This window comes from Rhizobium sp. BK313 (genome assembly GCF_014193655.1).
Taxonomy (GTDB): domain Bacteria; phylum Pseudomonadota; class Alphaproteobacteria; order Rhizobiales; family Rhizobiaceae; genus Rhizobium.
The window spans coordinates 19,184-34,923 of sequence record NZ_JACHZQ010000003.1; the positions used below are offsets into that span (position 1 = coordinate 19,184).

Below are 15,740 nucleotides of genomic sequence, written 5' to 3' on the forward strand. Positions count from 1 at the left end.
GGCTACTTGGTCAGGAAGGTGAGGCCCAACGTCGCTTCGACGATCGCCATGACGCCAACGGTGACGAGCATCAAAAGCACGGACACCGAGGCGATCGTCGGATCGAAGAACTGTTCCATATGGGCAAGGATCTGGATCGGAAGCGTGGATATGCCCGGCCCGGTCAGGAAGACCGAGACGGAGACATCGTTGATGGAGGTGATGAAGGCCAGGATGAAGGCGGCAATGACGCCGGCGCGGATATTCGGTAGGACGACCGTGAGAAAAGTCTTCACCGGCGGGCAGCCTAGGCTGATCGCCGCTTCCTCGATCGAAAAATCGAAGCTTGCCAGACTGGCGCTCACCACCCGCACGGAATACGGCAGGACGAGCAGGGCGTGGCCGATGAGCAGGCTCGCGAAGATCGGAAGGTCGAGGCCGATGGTGATCGATTTCATCAGCGAGAAGCCGAAAACGATCTCGGGGACGAGGATCGGCAGAACGAAGAGCGTCGAGAGCCAGCTCGGCAGCTCGAGCCTGTAGCGGGTGATGGCGTAAGCCGCGGGGATGCCGATCAACAGCGAGAGGGCCGTACCCAGAAAGGCAAGCTCGAAGCTGGTAATCGCCGTCGTGCGGAACGCCTCGATCTGGAAGATATTCCAGAACCAGTGCAGCGTCAGTCCCTGCGGTGGAAAGGTCAGAAAGCTGGTATCGCTGAAGGCCGCGCCGATGATGATCACGAGCGGTGTCAGCAGGAAGAAGAAGACACAGACGGTAAAAGCAATCAGGAGAGGATGGATGCGGTTCGCCGTCATGGTCACACCGCCATCGGATTCAGGCGCCGGGCGATGCGGCTCATGATCAGCACGATTCCGATCGTCACGACGACCATGATGGCAGCGATCGTCGAGGCGCCGACCCAGTCGAAGGTCACCATGGCGCGCTGATAGAGGAAGGTACCCATCATCATCTGCTTTTCGCCGCCGAGAAGCTGTGGGGTGGCGTAGGAGGTGAAGCTGCCGGTGAAGACCAGCACCGCGCCGACAATGAGGCCGGGGGTTGCGAGCGGCAGGACGACCTGACGGAAAGTCGCGGCCGGCGTCGCCCCAAGCGAGGTTGCCGCCTGGATCAGGTCCTGCGGTATGCCTTCGAGAACGCCGACGAGGGTCAATATCATCAGCGGCACGAAGAGATAGACCATGGCGACGATGACGGAGCCCTCGCTATAGAGCATCGAAAGCGGCTCGCTGATCGCGCCGATCGAGAGCAAAATGTCGTTGATGATGCCGTTCTTGCCGAGAATGATCAGCCACGCGAAGGAGCGAACGACGACGCCGGTGAGCAGTGGAAACACGGCAGCGATGATCATCAGGCTCTTCGCCCGGCCCGGCATCTGCGCGATCACATAGGCGGCTATGAAACCGACGAACAGCGAAATCACCGTCGTTGTGAGGGCGATTTCGATCGTCCGGTAAAGGACGGTGCGGCGAAAACCGCTGGAGAAGAAGGTGACATAGGGCGAGAACAACCCCTTCGGCTCGGCAAAGGTCGCGGCAATCGTGATGGCCACGGGAATGAGCAGAAACAGCACGACGGCGATGATCGCCGGCGCCGTCAAACCCCATTTCGCGAGATGCTTCATCGATCGAATTCCGCGCGGCATGCCGTTACATGCCGAAGATCTCATTCCAGCGATCGATCCAGTCCGATTGGACGGCATTCATCTTGGCGTAGTCGATCCGGCTGAGCTTGGCGATCATATCCGCGCCGTAGGTCCAGACTTTCGCCTGTTCCGGCGTGAGTACGACCTTTGTCGAGACCGGCGCATCGACACCTTGTTCGGCCTCGGCCTGCTGAACGTCCTTGGACAGGATGAAATTGATAAACTGATGGGCCAGCTCGACATTCTCGGAGCCCTTAGGAATATTGACGGTGTTGAGCGTGGCGATATCGCCGTCCTTGAGGCTGGCCCAGGTCATGGTCGGAACGGCGGCCTGCATCGATGCCAGTGTGAAGTCCTGCGCGAGAGCAACCTTGGCTTCGCCGGTGGAAATCAGGTTCACCAGTTCGGAGCCGGTATTGTAGTTCTTGACGACGTTCGGCTTCAGCGCATCGATCGCTTCGAAAGCCTTGTCGGTATCCTCATAGGCATCGGCGCCCGCATGCTTGCCCGCCTCCAGAACCATAAGCGGACCGGCGGTGGTGGTGATGCCAGGGAGCGTCACGGCGGCTTTCAGATCGTCACGCCAGAGATCGTTCCAGGATGTGACCGGCGGATTGACCTTCGCCTTGTCGTAGACGATGCCGACACGGCCGATCGTGTAGGCGGGGCCGTAATTGCCCTGCGGCGCCTTGGCCAGATCGTAGAGATCGGCGATATTCGGGATCTTGGTCCGGTCGACCTCCTGAAAGAGTCCCTGCTGGATGCCGATCTGCGAATAGCTGTCGGTCAGATAGATGACGTCGACGCCCTTGCCGCCGCGAAGTTTCAGCTTGTTGAGGCGGTCGGCGTTGTTGCCGGTTTCGAAGGCGACGTCGCAGCCGCAGATTTTCTTGAACGGCTCGATGATGTTGGCGCTCATCTTCTCGCCATTATAGCCCCACCAGGAGATGGTCAGCGTCTTCGCCTGAGCGTAGGCCGGCAGAGCAACTGCTGCTGCGAGAATCGCAAGACCCGCAACGCGGGACAGGGTGAGGCCTTTCATTATCGAGATCCTTTCGGGCGTGAGATCGTGGCTGAGCGTCTGGCTAGCGGAATACTATTTTTCGAGCATAGGGTTTACAAGCCTAACAATTGAGCAAAACGCAGCTTTTGACAGATCTCAACGGCGGGCGAAGCCAGCGCTGGAGGGCGATCGCGACTGATCGCAAGCTGCTGAGATAGTTCGAATTTTTTTGAGCTGGATCGGACAGCTTTACACGTCAGGCCGCCGTCTCTACGCTCGCCCCATCGAATTTCTTGCAGGCATCCTTCCGATGGCGTCTCTGCCCACAATTCTTCCGAACGACCTGCTCGTCAACGCGGCCGACGAGGTTCTCATCCGCCAGGATCTGACGCTCACTGCGCTTGGTCGGCGGCCTGCCGACCGGCTGCTGAGGGTAGGTCGGCTGCTCGATGTCCATAGCCGTAGCTGGCTCGAGGACCAGGAGATCGTAATCAAGGGACGGCGCATCGCCTATGTCGGCCCGGCCGGTAGCTACAAGGGGGAGGTCGCCGAGCGCGTGTCCGAACCGCGATTTGCCGCCGTTCCCGGATTCGGCGAAGCGCACAAGCATATAGAGAGCTCGCATTTGACGCCGGAATGGGAAGCAGCACTTGTCATGCCGCACGGCGTCACCTGGACCTGCGAGGCAAGCCACGAATTTTCCAATGTGAACGGTCCGCGCAATCTGGAATTCTGGCTGGAGGCGCGTCGGCGCGGCTCGCCGATGAAGATCTTCCCCTTGCCCGGTTCCGCAGTGCCGCCGACCGCCTACGAATGGGGTGGCGGCCATTTCGGCTACGACGAGCAGAAAGCTTTTCTTGCGGAGAGCCTGATGGTGGCGGGCCTCGACGAGGTAATGGACTGGCCATCCGTCAGCAATCCGGAAAATCCCGCCTATGATCGTCTTTGGGGCATGATCCGCGCCACATTCGAACAGCGTGGCGTCGTCGAAGGCCATGGCGCCGGGTTGCGCGACCTCGCCTCGATCAATGCCTTTGCCGGTGCCGGTCTTGCCTCGGATCACGAAGGCTGGTTCCTGGACGAGATCTGGGAGAAGCTGACGCATGGCCTTTTCATCGAGCTTCGGCCGCATTCGTTGCCGGAGGTGATCAGGGGGCTGATCGAAAAGGGGCTCTCCGACTGGTCGCAGATTGCCTTCGTAACGGATGACCGCAGCGCCTCGGATACGCTGAAGATCGGAGCAACGGATCACAATGTCCGTCTTGCCATCGAAAACGGGCTGGCGGCGGAAATCGCCATTCAATGCGTGACGATCAATCCGGCTCGGCACATGCGGCTGACGCCCTGGGTCGGCTCGATCGCCCCCGGTCGTTTTGCCGATATCGTGCTTCTGGACGATGTCGAGAAACTCTCGATCGCCAAGGTCTGGGCTGATGGAAGGCCGGCTTCCGAAGGCAAGAGTTTCGTCGGCATCCGTCCCGAGATCGATTGGCCGGATTGGGCGACGAAGACCGTGAAGATCGATAGGGTGGTCACCCCTGAGGATTTCCGGATCGCAGCGCCGTCGGATGCGCCGACAGCGAAAGCCGCTCTTCTGCGCCCCTTTCACTGGGCTGACGATTTCATCACCATGGACCTGCCGGTCAGGGACGGCGCCGTGCAGCGCGACCCCGACCGCAACGTCACGAAATTTGCGATTGTCGACCGGTTTTCCGGCGAGGCCAAGATCGCGCGGATGTTCTGGCTGGGCACCGGGCCGCGAACGGCCGATACCGCGCTTGGCGCCACGCTCGGGCACGACAAGCATAATATCTGGGTTGCCGGCTCTTCCGACGAGGCGATGGCGATGGTCGCCAATGCGCTGAACGAACAGCAAGGCGGCTGGGTGCTCGTCTCCGGCGGCAAGGTCATTGCGCGCGTTCACTACGAAGTCGGCGGCCTGATGACGGCGCGCTCCGCAGAAACGCTCGATGCGGAAATGCAGGCGCTTTATGCGGCTGGCGCCGAGATCGACTGGATGTACGAGCCGACCTTCTCGCCGCGCTGGTGGCCGGGTTTTCCGGAGCGCCTTTCTTTCGCGACGCTCACCTGTGCGCCCTGGCGTTGGGTTCTGGTCGCGCCGTCGGAAAGGGCGCCGGAAGGTTTCGTCAACGTCGCAACCGGAGAGACCCATCCGATCGTCTGGTGATCGACGATCGCCACGCCAAAGCCATTCGAGGAAAATTGCGAAGCGGTTTGCGTCCGGAATGCGAAAAACAAAAGATCGGACGGTTCTGCGATTCCGTGAAAAGCTGAACCGCCCTAGCTGTCGTATCGGAGATGCCGAACTTTATGTCGTGCCGTTGGATTTGGAGAGTGACTGAGCTTCGGCTTTTTTGCCGAGGCCAGGCTTTCGCTTGTATTTGACCAGGATTTCCTTGCCGTCGACAGACGCCTGTGTTCGCTCGAGATCTTCGCGTTCGGCAGCAGCCTGGTTCCAATGGTCCTGATCGCGGCCGTGGGGGCGGCCTGCTTCTTCCCACAGAGAATATGCACGTCTTTTAATCCACTCATATCCTTGCTCAGTCGGCATTATCGTCTCCTTCTCATCAATGGATGTCTTTTCGGAAATCTTTGTCTCGATGAATGTTATGCTGGAGGTGAACGCCGGCGCTTTCGTGGGAATTCTCGCGCCCTCGATCACCGACTGAAAACCATCATTTGCAGGGAATGTTCCCAGCCCCTGATAAGAATCACGGGCGCTGCCGATCAGCGCACCTGAAAGGGTGATAGATCTCCCTTGCGGGAAACATGACACCCGTGATGGAGGCCATGATCGGCGCCTTTCGACGTGCTTTCGGAACAAGCGCAGACAGCCGGCGTTGCCGCCAAGCTCTTGACGCCCAATCGGTGCTTCGTAATTATCTATTTAGTTACTAACGTGCGCCTGGTTCTCCCCTCGAGAGACATCGCGTTGGTGAACGCCACATTTATTTGCATCCAGGAACCAAACGGAGGAGGCGACGATGGTGACTGCCGTTGGTCTCAAAACCCAACGAATGACGCTGGCATTTTCGACATTGGGATGTGCGGAGCTGGAATTGGACGAGGCCCTGGCTCTGGCAGCGCGCCACGGCCTCGACGCGATCGAAATTCGCGCGCTCGGCGGCATGATCGATCTGCCGGCCTATTTCACCGAACGGTTTGGCACCCCGGCAGGTCTTGTCCGTGCCCTCAAGCATTCTCCTGTGTCGGTTTGCGCGCTCAATACGTCGATGCGCCTCGTCGGCGCCACGTCGCAATCGAAAGAAGAGTTCCTGCGCTATCTCCCCTGGGCGGAGGCGGCAGCGATAAAATCGCTACGCATCTTCGACGGTGGCAGCACCGGTGATGCCGGCGAACTTTCCGAGGCGCTGTCGACGCTGGAATGGTGGCGCGAAACGGCTCGCCGAGAGGGTTTTGCGTCAGATATCATGGTGGAGACGCACGACTTTCTGGTGCATCCGGACGCGCTCGGTCGTTTTCTGGAAGCGGCGCCGGACTGCGCACTGCTCTGGGACACCCATCATACATGGCGCAAAGGTGGGCAAGATCCCGCGGAGACCTGGAAACAAATACGTCGCAACGCTCGGCACCTTCATGTGAAGGACAGCGTCTTAAAGCCAAGCGGAAAGCTGCCATACACATACACACTCCCCGCCGCTGGCGAGTTTCCGATGCCGGCGCTGCTCGCGGCACTGGCTGCTGATAAATATGCCGGCGTCATGAGCCTCGAATGGGAGCGACTGTGGCATGCAGAGCTCCCGCCGCTTGATCTCGCGCTGCAGGCGGCAAGGCAGACGGGCTGGTGGCCGCTATCCGTTGGGGAAGGCGACCCTGAACAGTAAGGTTGGTCAGAATTTTGCTACAACCGGCGCAGGAAGACCGCGCGTCTAACTCACCCCTCAATATAACCGCCAGCGGTTAGCGGCGGAAAATTATAGCGGCTCGCTTCCACGCCAATTGAATTAGTAACTAGAAAAACGCGCGTCAATTGAATGTTAGGGAATACTAGTTTACATATTAGGAATATATTGATTCTGGGTGATTTGTCGCTTTAACGCGACACGTTCTGCTTGGCGAAGGGAAACTCTAGTTACCTAGAGTTAGAGGGTGTCTGGGAGATGGAAAAGGCGGGTTTTGGGCACCAGAAATCCCATGCTCTCAGCCTGCGTGCGTCCTTTTCAGATATTGGCCTTTCCTTCGGATTTTCTGTTCGTTGCCGATCTTGCGGCCGTTGGAGGCTTGATGACCGGTAGAGGAAATCGAACTGGAAAAGGGCGTAACGCTCTGATTTTAAAGGCAATCTCCAAAGGCGGCCTGAGCTTTGTCGCACAACGGATCCATAACATCGAAAACACCAAAGAGGTTCTCTATGCCGAGAGCCTGGCGCGTCTGACGGACGCCGAAGGTGTCGTTCACACCGCGGGTGCTTTCGTGCCGCAGTTGGGGCGGCTGGACGGCCGATTCGACCTCGATTTTCGTATCTTGGACTTGGTTCTGTCTGCTTTGACGGCCGATTCGACACTTAATCTCGGCTGCAATCTCTCCGTAGCCAATTTATCTGCGCCGGATCGATTCGCCGATATTTTTGGCCGACTCACCCGCCAGCCCGAGCTTGCTTCGCGGCTTATCGTGGAAATTACCGAGACCTATCCGCTCATCGGCTCCGCCATCGAGCGGTTGAAGATGATTCGTGCCCTTGGGTGCCGCATAGCGATCGATGATTTCGGCACCGGCTTTGCAACGCCTTCGCATCTGCTGCAGGTCTCTGCCGATATCGTCAAGATCGATGCATCTTTTGTCCGCGATATCAGGCCGGGCCGCGATGGCCACGACAGCCTGTATCATATGGTCGGTTTTGCATCCTGCATTGCACCCCAGATCGTCGTCGAAGGAATCGAGACCGAGCAGCAATTGGAGGCAGCACGCTCGACCGGCGCGACGCATGTGCAGGGTTTCCTGCTGTCCAAGCCGGTTGTACTTCCGCAGTTTCCACAGAAAAAGGGCAAATTCGGCCTGCGGGAGGTTGGATGAATACTCCACTTTTTGTCCCGCGAAGCTGCCCGATAAAACGAACTCACAACTCGAAATGCCTCGGCGTGGCGTGCGACTCGCTTGTTCTTGCTTCCATCCCGATCATGGAGGTGGCGATATGATCAAACACCCCTCGTTCGCTCGGGACTATGATTTCTCCGCCGTCTCGACCACACACGATCTACAGGCGCGAGCGCGGCTCGCCATGCTGTTCGAGGAGCTGCAGGGCCTGTTCGGTGGCGCCTCGAGCTTCAACAATCGATTGCCGGTCGCTTTCGTGGGTGGAAGCGAGCCGCATGTCGTCATTTACAACATGTCGGGAGAAATCTCCGCGCGGGTGACGATCGATCCTGAAAACGGCCTCTATGTCTTTTGTGAACTCGACCGTGCTGCCGGCATCGTGCTGGCGACCGCGAGCGAAGAACGGCTGATCGATGAGATCGTCGCGCACCTCTCTGTCAGCGACGACAACCCCGCGCCACACACGGTGGACGCAGCCGTCGGCATTCTCGTCGGCCAGACCGTGGAGGATGTCGAACGCAAGCTCATCCTTCAGACCCTCCGTCACTGCGGCGGCAATCCAACCTATGCCGCCTTCATGCTCGGCATTCCTCTGATCACCCTATGCACCAAGCTGGCCACCTATTTTGCAGATTCTGCAAAAGACTTTGCGGATGCGACTGACCGCGCCGAGCCTCTCAAGGAAGACCGACAATGAGCAGGCGTCCTCATCAAACGACGTCAATGATGCCGCAACCAAAACCTGTGGAGTTTGAACCAATGCAAGATTCACGAATGGGTTTGCACATGCCGCAATCACGCGAGGCGGCAAGCGCCGACCCAAATGAAATTCGGGAAACGATCATGGACGCTTTCAGTAAGAGAAGAGACCAATCTGAGCCTCAAGCGCATAATCTGTTCGATGGCTGTGTGAAGATTGTTTCGGCCTATGTCAGCCACAACCCCATTCTTATCGGTAGCCTTCCGAAGCTGATCACGGATGTGCACGAGGCGTTGCAGGCTTTGGATGGCTTGCCGCCTTCGGTGGAGCGGACAAAGCCGATTCCGGCCGTCGATCAAAAAAAGTCGGTGACGAGTGAGTACATCATTTGTCTCGAGGACGGCAAACGCTTCAAGACGCTCAAGCGTCACCTGCGCGTCCACTACGGCATGACGCCCGAGGAATATCGCCAGAAATGGGGCCTTGCTCCCAATTATCCGATGGTCGCGCAGAATTACGCGAACCGCCGTTCGGAACTCGCCAAGCTCTCTGGCCTCGGCGCCAACGGCAATAGGAAGGAAATCGTCCGCTAGAGCCTCCGGCTCTCAGGCGGCATCACCTGCAGGCGGACAAGATGCTCTAGCTTCAAAAAGCTAGCGCGATCTTTGTGCGTTCAAATGAATTGGAGCTGGCAATGATAGTGGCGCCGTACGGGGTGCCACTATCTAGTTTGTTGCGCGCCGTCACGACGCGCGGCACCGATCAGAAGACCTGGCGGAGCACGATGAAGAGTACAAAGGCAAGCGCGATCGAGGCGGGCAGAGTCAGGACCCACGCCATCAGCATATTGCGGACGGTCGACCATTGCAGACCGGAGCCGTTGGCGGCCATGGTGCCGGCGACGCCAGAGGACAGGACGTGCGTTGTCGAAACCGGCAAGCCGAGATGGTCGGCCGCACCGATCGTCAGCATGGCGACGACTTCGGCGGCGGCGCCCTGGCCGTAGGTCAGGTGTGTCTTGCCGATCTTTTCGCCGACGGTGACGACGATGCGCTTCCAGCCGACCATGGTGCCGAGCCCAAGTGCCAGCGCGACGGCAACCTTCACCCAGAGTGGGATGAACTTCGTCGCATGGTCCACGGCCGCATGATAGTTGGTTACGGCCTTCAGATCGTCGGCGCTCATCGGCAGGAGCTTCTGCTTGTCGATTAGCTTCAGCGATTCACCGATCAGGTAGATGTCATTGCGGACGTTGCCGACGAGCCCGTTCGGCAGCTTTTCGACGCTCGGATAGGCGGCGATCTCGGCGCTGGTGGCGTGGATATAGGCCTGCAATGCCGGTGTCGTTGCGTCCGTCCAGGTCTTGCTCTTCACGGCATCGCTGACTGCAGCCTTCGGATCCGCAGGTGCGGCGACGCCGGGCTTCACATATTTGCCGAGGACGGTCTCGACCTGCGCAGAGGCGGCTTTGTAGGCGTCGAGATAGTTGACGTCGGGCGTGCGGTTCAGGGCGAAGGCGGTCGGCACGAGACCGATGAGAATGAGCATGATCAGACCCATGCCCTTCTGGCCGTCATTCGAACCGTGGGCGAAGCTGACGCCGGTGCAGGTGAAGATCAGCAGAACGCGGATCCACAGCGGCGGTGGGCCATCGCCCTTCGGCGCCTCGTAAAGCTCCTTGTTGCGGATCAGAACTTTTGCGACCAGCAGCAACACTGCGGCCAAGCCGAAACCGATGATCGGCGACAGCAGCAGCGACATGCCAACGCTGCTTGCCTGCGACCAGTCGACACCACTTGTGGCCGAACCGGCGGGCGCCAGGAACTGATTGGCGAGGCCGACGCCGATGATGGAGCCGACGAGCGTATGCGAGCTCGATGCCGGCAGGCCAAGATACCAGGTGCCGAGGTTCCAGACGATGGCCGCGATCAACAGCGCGAACACCATAGCAAGGCCGGAACCGGACCCGACCTGCAGGATCAGCTCGACCGGCAATAGCGCCAGGATGCCGAAAGCAACGGCGCCGGAAGACGTTAGCACGCCGAGAAAATTGAAGAAGCCGGACCAAATGACCGCGAATTCTGCGGGCAGCGAGCGGGTGTAAATGACGGTAGCGACCGCATTGGCCGTATCGTGGAAGCCGTTGACGAATTCAAAACCCAGCGCGATCAGCAGGGCCAGACCGAGGAGGATCCACGGAACCGCTGCGGCCTCGGCAAGATCGCTGCCGAGAGCATAGCCGACATAGGCAAGGCCACCGAACACGACGACGCCGAAGAGCGGGAGAAACCATTTCGCCGAACTGCTTGCGCCGTGAATTGGGTGATTGGTGTTGCCACCCTCAGCACTGTTTGAAACGAGGTCGACCATCCCAAACTCCTTTATGGCAAATGATATTCCTGATTTAAGCGCGGTTGATGAAGCTCTCATGACGCATAAAGAGACACTTATGCGGTCACTGGTTGCACAGATGTTCAACTCGCCAACATAGAAGTTTCGCGTTTGACGGAAACACACGAAACGGTCATCGCAACCTGACGTTCAACATCTTGATTTCGCCGCGAAATCGCCTTTTTCGGTTCAGGCGGCGTTCAGCCGGCAAGGGTTTAAATCCGCTCGTAGGGACTTGGAAAGAGGACCATCACAATGAGATTGTCCGTGATTGCCATCGCTGCCGTGCTCGGCAGCCTGGTCGTATCTTCGGCAGAAGCAATGCCTATCGCCACTGTTGGGACCGTGGCCAAAGCGCCGGTCGTCAATGTCGATTATGCCTGCGGCCGTGGCTGGCATTTGACGCCCCGAGGCGTATGCCGGCCGAACCGCTGGGGACCGCCGCGCGGCTATGGCTGGGGATATTACAGACCACCACCGCCACGCTGGGGCTGGTATGGCCATCGACCCTATCGTGGCGAATGGGACGGCGGCTGGCGCGGTCGGCCGCGAGATTGGTGAAACGAGACACACCGCCGTCCGGTGACGGCGGGTGTCGTCTATTAACTACCAGCCGGGCCTCGTACGCAGGAGCCGTGCGGTCCACCACAGGCCGACTACGGCTGTTAGCAGTGTCAGCATCGTCGCGGCGAGGCTTTTGGCGTGCAGAACGATGCCGGCGAGCTGTGGCCGGATAAGGTCGGCCGTGTTGAAGCTCTCGCCGCTGAATCGGCAGAGAATAAAAGACAGGTTGTTGCGCACCAACGCCGCGTCGATCTCGGAGATGAGATCGCCGGCGGGCGCCCGCTCGTCCTTCATCGTGCGCATCTGCACCAGCGTCATCTTGGCAGCGGCGAGATAGGCATGCGAGCATTCGTTGAAAGGACTGTCCTCGTCGCTGACGCTTCCCGGCATTACCCCCCAAAGGCAATAGGTGCGTTGAATCTGGGCGAAGTTCAGCACGCGACGAAAGGACTCGTCGGTATCAGACGCCGATGAGGCAAGCGCGACGATACGCCCGTAATAGGGAGCGATCACAGCCATTTCACCATGGGTCAAGCTTGGGATGGAAATGCCCGCATGACTTCCGGATGAACCGCTTGTATGCGCATTCGCCTCTATCGACCAGCCCAGTGTGCAGATCAGACAAATGAACGAAAGTAGAGCAGTTGGGCTCAGCAAATGCGTCCCCCGCATGAAGACATGCGCGGGACGTGTTAGGCCTGCCATTTCAGGCCCGGCGCATGGCTGTGCGACCGTAGCGAACCTGCGGAAGGTCGCGTTCGGCCCATGCGCCGAAGGCGAGGCCGAGCGTCGTCCACAAAATCGCGTGCATGCCGAGCGAGGTGATCCGGAATCGCCAGAGCACAATGGCGGAGAACTGCTCCGGCACCTCGTTGATCGCCGGCAGCAGATATTGAACCAGGCCGATGAACACGATGTAGGCGATGCCGGCGAAGATCACGCCGTTCCATGATCCGTAACGCATGGCCAGCCGGCGGGCGAGGGATACTGCGGCAACCATGGCGGCGACGGAGGCCACAATCATCACGAAAAACAGTTCGGTCCTGGCGCCGATCGTGTCCGGATTGCCGACTGCCGGCGGATTGGCCGGATATTTGATGTCGGGAACCAGCGAGATGGCGATGAAGGCGGCGATCGCCAGCAGTGCGGCAGTGCCGCGTGCGCCGAACGGGCTGACTCGGCCGTAGACAAAGGCGAAGACCAGAGCGAAAAGCCCACCGACCGCCGTTGCATAGACCATGATGCCGGTGAAGAGACCGAGGCCCGCCTGGGTAGCGCGGCTGACGATTTCCGGTTCCGGCGTTTCGCCTGCCGCTTGGGCGGCCTGCTCTTCAAACGCAATCGCCCGATCGACGAGCGGCTCGCCGAACGTATGGGCGAAGGCAAAAATGAGAATACCAGCGAGGGCTCCGACCAGCATGCCGCGGAGCAAAAGACGTCCAACCATGTCCTTTACCCCTTAGTGGCAGGGGAAGCCGAGCAGATGGCGGCCGTCATGCACGAACTCGTGCACATAAATGCCGGAGATCAGCGACGTCGCGCCTTCCTCGGCGCCGACGAAATAGATCGCCAGCATGAGCAGAAGGCCGGCGAAGATCGCCCAGGGCAGGATCTGGCCGAGCGGGATCGGCGTCGGGATGGCGGTCGGTGCGAATGTGGTATCAGACATTTTATTCCCTCTAAGAATAGCGCGTTCCATTTACGGAAGGGGTTTTTTACGGGAAGGGTCTGGCTCTCTGGGGGCGGTATCCGCCCGTCGATTACAGTGGCGCGACCGCGCCGGGATTTCACCGGCTTCCACACCCGTAAGACTAAGCTTATATCTGGCGGCAAAGACGATTGTCAATCAACACGCTGCCGCTATTGAAGGTGGTAACGAGACAGCCCGCCCGAGGATATCGAATATCATGAGAGCGCATCTGAGCTGGGTTTGCCACGGGCCGACCGAGGCCAACCGGAATAGCCGCTTTCCGGCCGATGAGCCGCTGGAGGCAAAAGGTGTTCAACAGGCCGGCGCAATTGCCACGCAGCTCGGAACGGTCGACCGGGCGTGGGCGAGCCCGGCCCTGCGGGCCCGCCAGACCGCTGCTGCTATGGGACTTGACGCCACGACGCAGCCGTCGTTCCGGGAATGCGACTATGGGCGCTGGCAAGGCAGGTCGATCACGGAGCTCCATGAGACCGATCCGGAAGCGCTGTCGCTCTGGATGATGGACTTGGACACGGCGCCGCATGGTGGCGAACCTTTGTCCGCTGTTTTTGCGCGCGTCGGCGATTGGATGAAGAGCCACATCGGCGATGGCGGCCACGCCGTCATCGTGACACATGCCACCGTCATTCGCGCCGCCGTTCTCCATGTGCTGCAAGCACCGCCTTCGGCTTTCTGGACGATCGACATCGAGCCGCTCAGCATCGTGGAGATGACCACCGATGGCCGTCGCTGGCAGCTTCGTTTTCCGAATGCCGCGAGATAGCGATCAGCGACTCGCCTTCGCGCGCTGCCGGTCAAAATAGACTAGATAGGCGGCAAGGCCGAACGTCATCACGGCAAGCCCGTACCAGGTAATAGCGTAGACGAGATGATTGTTCGGAAAGACAATCTGCGTCAGGCCGCCGACCGGCAGATCGCCCGGATTTTTCGTGTCGTCCGCGTCGATGAAATAGGGCGCGACGTTTTGGAGGCTGCGAGCTTCGGCGATCGCCGTAACATCGCGGGAATACCAACGCTCCTCCGCCGGCACGTTGGAGCGCAGCAGCGTGCCCTTCGGTTCGTTGATCCGGAGCAGGCCGGTGACGGTCGTTTCGGTGGTCAATTCACCGGCAGGGCGCGTGTTCGGATTGCGCTTATCGGTCGGCACGAAACCGCGGTTGACGATGACAATCGCACCGTCACCTTCTCTCATCGGCGTCAACACCCAATAACCGGGGCCGAGCGCGGTCGACGCATAAACCTGCGCTTCCTTGTCGTTGAGGAACGTGCCGGTCGCCTGCACATGCTTGTATTCATATCCGGCAGCGTCGACCGCAGGCCATTCCGCCGGACCGGGGGCGGGCACGGGTGCCGCATGCACGCGCGCATCGACGCGGGCGATCAGGTCCAGCTTCCAGGACAGGCGCCTTACTTGCCAGGTGCCGAGCGCAATGAGCGCTGCGGTCAAAAGCAGAAGCAGGATCACCCAGATGGCAAGTGCGAGTGTTGAGCGAGGTTTTTCTGAGGAAAGGTCGGAGGAGGTGTCAGTCAAGGCGCAGAACTCCATCGGAGGCGCGATCCCGGCGAGTCATTAGGCCGGGAGAGCGGCGGGCGTCCGGAAAAACGCCCGCCGTTCGATCGTTACGGCATGTTGCGCATCATGTCGGGCGACATGACCATCATGTTGGCATTCAGGTGGTGCATGACCCAGAGCGAACCGGAGAGCGCGATGATCACCAGGATGATGGTGAAGATCAGCGCCATCATATTCCAGCCGCCTTCCGAGCGGGTGTTCATGTGCAGGAAGTAGATCATGTGCACGATGATCTGGATGGCGCCGAGGATCATGATCAATGCCGCGGTGACGCTCGGATCGGAGAAGACCTTGCCCATGACCAGCCAGAAGGGGATGGCGGTCAGGATGACGGAGAGGATGAATCCCGTCATGTAGCTCTTGAAGGTACCGTGTGCAGCCTCGTGGCCGCCATGGTGGTCATGGCCGTGGGCGTCGGCGGAATGATGCGAATGGTTTGCGTTCGAGCTCATCCGAGAACTCCCATGAGGTAGACGAAGGAAAACACGCCGATCCAGACGACGTCGAGGAAGTGCCAGAACATCGAAAGGCACATCAGACGGCGCTTGTTTTCGGGGATGAGCCCGCGCTGGCTGGTCTGCACCATCAGCGTGATCATCCAGACGATACCGGCGGTGACGTGCAGGCCGTGCGTGCCGACCAGCGTGAAGAAGGCCGACAGGAAGGCGCTGCGCTGCGGGCCGGCGCCTTCCATGATCAGGTGGTAGAATTCGTTGAGTTCGAAATAGAGGAAGGCGGCGCCGAACAGGCCGGTGATTGCCAGCCACAATAGCGTCCCCGACTTGTTGTCCTTCTCCATCATCAACATGGCGAAGCCATAGGTGATGGAGGAGAGCAGCAGCATCGTCGTGTTGAGAGCGACGATCGGCAACTCGAACAGGTCGGCCGGCGACGGACCGGCCGCATAGTTATGGCTGAGTACGGCGTAGGTTGCAAAGAGGACTGCGAAGATCAGGCAGTCGCTCATGATGTAGATCCAGAAGCCGAGCATCGTGCTGCCTTCGGGATGATGCTCCTCCGTCACGTAGAAGGCGGGAGCTTCGCTGTCCTTGGGAGCGTGTGCGATTTGGGTCGTCATGG

Annotated in this window: 18 protein-coding genes and 1 riboswitch; of the genes, 7 read left to right on the plus strand and 11 right to left on the minus strand. The window is 59.6% G+C overall.

The features are described 5' to 3' along the window. Positions 1-2: 2 nt before the first annotated feature. The 3 genes from FHT86_RS16480 to FHT86_RS16490 are packed head-to-tail and all read right to left on the minus strand — an operon-like array spanning position 3 to position 2,684. Entirely contained in the window at positions 3-794 is a 792-nt protein-coding gene (locus FHT86_RS16480) for an ABC transporter permease (protein ID WP_133707911.1), read from the minus strand. 2 nt (positions 795-796) lie between these two features. Beyond that, a complete protein-coding gene (locus FHT86_RS16485; RefSeq protein WP_133707912.1) occupies positions 797-1,621 on the minus strand; it encodes an ABC transporter permease in 825 nt (274 codons plus the stop codon). 25 nt (positions 1,622-1,646) lie between these two features. Beyond that, on the minus strand, positions 1,647-2,684 hold the full coding sequence (locus tag FHT86_RS16490) for an ABC transporter substrate-binding protein (protein ID WP_133707913.1): 1,038 nt from the start codon (positions 2,682-2,684) through the stop codon (positions 1,647-1,649). Between the two features lie 271 nt (positions 2,685-2,955). On the opposite strand from FHT86_RS16490, the gene FHT86_RS16495 reads away from it, so the two are divergent. After that, complete coding sequence (locus FHT86_RS16495; RefSeq protein ID WP_133707914.1) at positions 2,956-4,833, plus strand: adenine deaminase; 1,878 nt, start codon at positions 2,956-2,958, stop codon at positions 4,831-4,833. Positions 4,834-4,974: 141 nt separating this feature from the next. On the opposite strand, the gene FHT86_RS16500 is transcribed toward FHT86_RS16495, so the two are convergent. Beyond that, the gene (locus FHT86_RS16500; protein WP_133708614.1) at positions 4,975-5,217 is read right to left on the minus strand and encodes a DUF2934 domain-containing protein; all 243 of its coding nucleotides are present in this window, start codon (positions 5,215-5,217) and stop codon (positions 4,975-4,977) included. A gap of 433 nt (positions 5,218-5,650) precedes the next feature. On the opposite strand from FHT86_RS16500, the gene FHT86_RS16505 reads away from it, so the two are divergent. The 4 genes from FHT86_RS16505 to FHT86_RS16520 all read left to right on the plus strand — a co-directional run bounded on the left by FHT86_RS16505 (position 5,651) and on the right by FHT86_RS16520 (position 9,014). After that, entirely contained in the window at positions 5,651-6,511 is an 861-nt protein-coding gene (locus FHT86_RS16505) for a sugar phosphate isomerase/epimerase family protein (protein ID WP_246779567.1), read from the plus strand. Positions 6,512-6,911: 400 nt separating this feature from the next. Then, a complete protein-coding gene (locus FHT86_RS16510; RefSeq protein ID WP_133707915.1) occupies positions 6,912-7,700 on the plus strand; it encodes an EAL domain-containing protein in 789 nt (262 codons plus the stop codon). Positions 7,701-7,818: 118 nt separating this feature from the next. Continuing rightward, complete coding sequence (locus FHT86_RS16515) at positions 7,819-8,418, plus strand: helix-turn-helix domain-containing protein (protein ID WP_166656847.1); 600 nt, start codon at positions 7,819-7,821, stop codon at positions 8,416-8,418. A 146-nt stretch (positions 8,419-8,564) separates the two neighbouring features. Further along, on the plus strand, positions 8,565-9,014 hold the full coding sequence (locus tag FHT86_RS16520) for a MucR family transcriptional regulator (RefSeq protein ID WP_208116670.1): 450 nt from the start codon (positions 8,565-8,567) through the stop codon (positions 9,012-9,014). A 169-nt stretch (positions 9,015-9,183) separates the two neighbouring features. On the opposite strand, the gene FHT86_RS16525 is transcribed toward FHT86_RS16520, so the two are convergent. Then, entirely contained in the window at positions 9,184-10,791 is a 1,608-nt protein-coding gene (locus FHT86_RS16525; RefSeq protein ID WP_133707916.1) for an inorganic phosphate transporter, read from the minus strand. A gap of 276 nt (positions 10,792-11,067) precedes the next feature. Between FHT86_RS16525 and FHT86_RS16530 the strand changes: the two genes are divergently transcribed. Then, positions 11,068-11,373, plus strand: a complete 306-nt coding sequence (locus FHT86_RS16530; RefSeq protein ID WP_133707917.1) for a GCG_CRPN prefix-to-repeats domain-containing protein — start codon at positions 11,068-11,070, stop codon at positions 11,371-11,373. Between the two features lie 45 nt (positions 11,374-11,418). On the opposite strand, the gene FHT86_RS16535 is transcribed toward FHT86_RS16530, so the two are convergent. The 3 genes from FHT86_RS16535 to FHT86_RS16545 are packed head-to-tail and all read right to left on the minus strand — an operon-like array spanning position 11,419 to position 13,045. After that, on the minus strand, positions 11,419-12,048 hold the full coding sequence (locus tag FHT86_RS16535) for a hypothetical protein (RefSeq protein WP_133708618.1): 630 nt from the start codon (positions 12,046-12,048) through the stop codon (positions 11,419-11,421). A 34-nt stretch (positions 12,049-12,082) separates the two neighbouring features. Next, on the minus strand, positions 12,083-12,823 hold the full coding sequence (locus tag FHT86_RS16540) for a CbtA family protein (protein ID WP_133707918.1): 741 nt from the start codon (positions 12,821-12,823) through the stop codon (positions 12,083-12,085). A gap of 12 nt (positions 12,824-12,835) precedes the next feature. After that, positions 12,836-13,045, minus strand: a complete 210-nt coding sequence (locus FHT86_RS16545; protein WP_133707919.1) for a CbtB-domain containing protein — start codon at positions 13,043-13,045, stop codon at positions 12,836-12,838. 57 nt (positions 13,046-13,102) lie between these two features. Next, a riboswitch (cobalamin riboswitch) is annotated at positions 13,103-13,175 on the minus strand. Positions 13,176-13,283: 108 nt separating this feature from the next. Here FHT86_RS16545 and FHT86_RS16550 point away from each other — a divergent pair. Continuing rightward, positions 13,284-13,850, plus strand: coding sequence for a histidine phosphatase family protein (locus FHT86_RS16550; protein WP_133707920.1), 567 nt, complete (start codon positions 13,284-13,286; stop codon positions 13,848-13,850). Positions 13,851-13,853: 3 nt separating this feature from the next. Here the strand turns inward: FHT86_RS16550 and FHT86_RS16555 are convergent, their stop codons facing one another. The 3 genes from FHT86_RS16555 to cyoC form a co-directional block, all read right to left on the minus strand. Next, positions 13,854-14,633: an SURF1 family protein gene (locus FHT86_RS16555; RefSeq protein WP_133707921.1), complete on the minus strand. Its 780-nt coding sequence runs from the start codon at positions 14,631-14,633 to the stop codon at positions 13,854-13,856. Positions 14,634-14,707: 74 nt separating this feature from the next. Continuing rightward, entirely contained in the window at positions 14,708-15,112 is a 405-nt protein-coding gene (gene cyoD / locus FHT86_RS16560; RefSeq protein WP_133707922.1) for a cytochrome o ubiquinol oxidase subunit IV, read from the minus strand. Beyond that, the gene (cyoC, locus tag FHT86_RS16565) at positions 15,109-15,738 is read right to left on the minus strand and encodes a cytochrome o ubiquinol oxidase subunit III (RefSeq protein ID WP_133707923.1); all 630 of its coding nucleotides are present in this window, start codon (positions 15,736-15,738) and stop codon (positions 15,109-15,111) included. The genes cyoD and cyoC overlap by 4 nt, the downstream gene beginning before the upstream one ends. Between the last annotated feature and the right edge of the window lie 2 nt (positions 15,739-15,740).

Excerpts from the sequence above, each read along its gene's own strand:
- FHT86_RS16480 (WP_133707911.1), bottom strand. The coding sequence starts at position 794 with ATGACGGCGAACCGCATCCATCCTCTCCTGATTGCTTTTACCGTCTGT.
- FHT86_RS16485 (WP_133707912.1), bottom strand. The coding sequence starts at position 1,621 with ATGAAGCATCTCGCGAAATGGGGTTTGACGGCGCCGGCGATCATCGCC.
- FHT86_RS16490 (WP_133707913.1), bottom strand. The coding sequence starts at position 2,684 with ATGAAAGGCCTCACCCTGTCCCGCGTTGCGGGTCTTGCGATTCTCGCA.
- FHT86_RS16495 (WP_133707914.1), top strand. The coding sequence starts at position 2,956 with ATGGCGTCTCTGCCCACAATTCTTCCGAACGACCTGCTCGTCAACGCG.
- FHT86_RS16500 (WP_133708614.1), bottom strand. The coding sequence starts at position 5,217 with ATGCCGACTGAGCAAGGATATGAGTGGATTAAAAGACGTGCATATTCT.
- FHT86_RS16505 (WP_246779567.1), top strand. The coding sequence starts at position 5,651 with ATGGTGACTGCCGTTGGTCTCAAAACCCAACGAATGACGCTGGCATTT.
- FHT86_RS16510 (WP_133707915.1), top strand. The coding sequence starts at position 6,912 with ATGACCGGTAGAGGAAATCGAACTGGAAAAGGGCGTAACGCTCTGATT.
- FHT86_RS16515 (WP_166656847.1), top strand. The coding sequence starts at position 7,819 with ATGATCAAACACCCCTCGTTCGCTCGGGACTATGATTTCTCCGCCGTC.
- FHT86_RS16520 (WP_208116670.1), top strand. The coding sequence starts at position 8,565 with ATGGACGCTTTCAGTAAGAGAAGAGACCAATCTGAGCCTCAAGCGCAT.
- FHT86_RS16525 (WP_133707916.1), bottom strand. The coding sequence starts at position 10,791 with ATGGTCGACCTCGTTTCAAACAGTGCTGAGGGTGGCAACACCAATCAC.
- FHT86_RS16530 (WP_133707917.1), top strand. The coding sequence starts at position 11,068 with ATGAGATTGTCCGTGATTGCCATCGCTGCCGTGCTCGGCAGCCTGGTC.
- FHT86_RS16535 (WP_133708618.1), bottom strand. The coding sequence starts at position 12,048 with ATGCGGGGGACGCATTTGCTGAGCCCAACTGCTCTACTTTCGTTCATT.
- FHT86_RS16540 (WP_133707918.1), bottom strand. The coding sequence starts at position 12,823 with ATGGTTGGACGTCTTTTGCTCCGCGGCATGCTGGTCGGAGCCCTCGCT.
- FHT86_RS16545 (WP_133707919.1), bottom strand. The coding sequence starts at position 13,045 with ATGTCTGATACCACATTCGCACCGACCGCCATCCCGACGCCGATCCCG.
- FHT86_RS16550 (WP_133707920.1), top strand. The coding sequence starts at position 13,284 with ATGAGAGCGCATCTGAGCTGGGTTTGCCACGGGCCGACCGAGGCCAAC.
- FHT86_RS16555 (WP_133707921.1), bottom strand. The coding sequence starts at position 14,633 with ATGGAGTTCTGCGCCTTGACTGACACCTCCTCCGACCTTTCCTCAGAA.
- cyoD (WP_133707922.1), bottom strand. The coding sequence starts at position 15,112 with ATGAGCTCGAACGCAAACCATTCGCATCATTCCGCCGACGCCCACGGC.
- cyoC (WP_133707923.1), bottom strand. The coding sequence starts at position 15,738 with ATGACGACCCAAATCGCACACGCTCCCAAGGACAGCGAAGCTCCCGCC.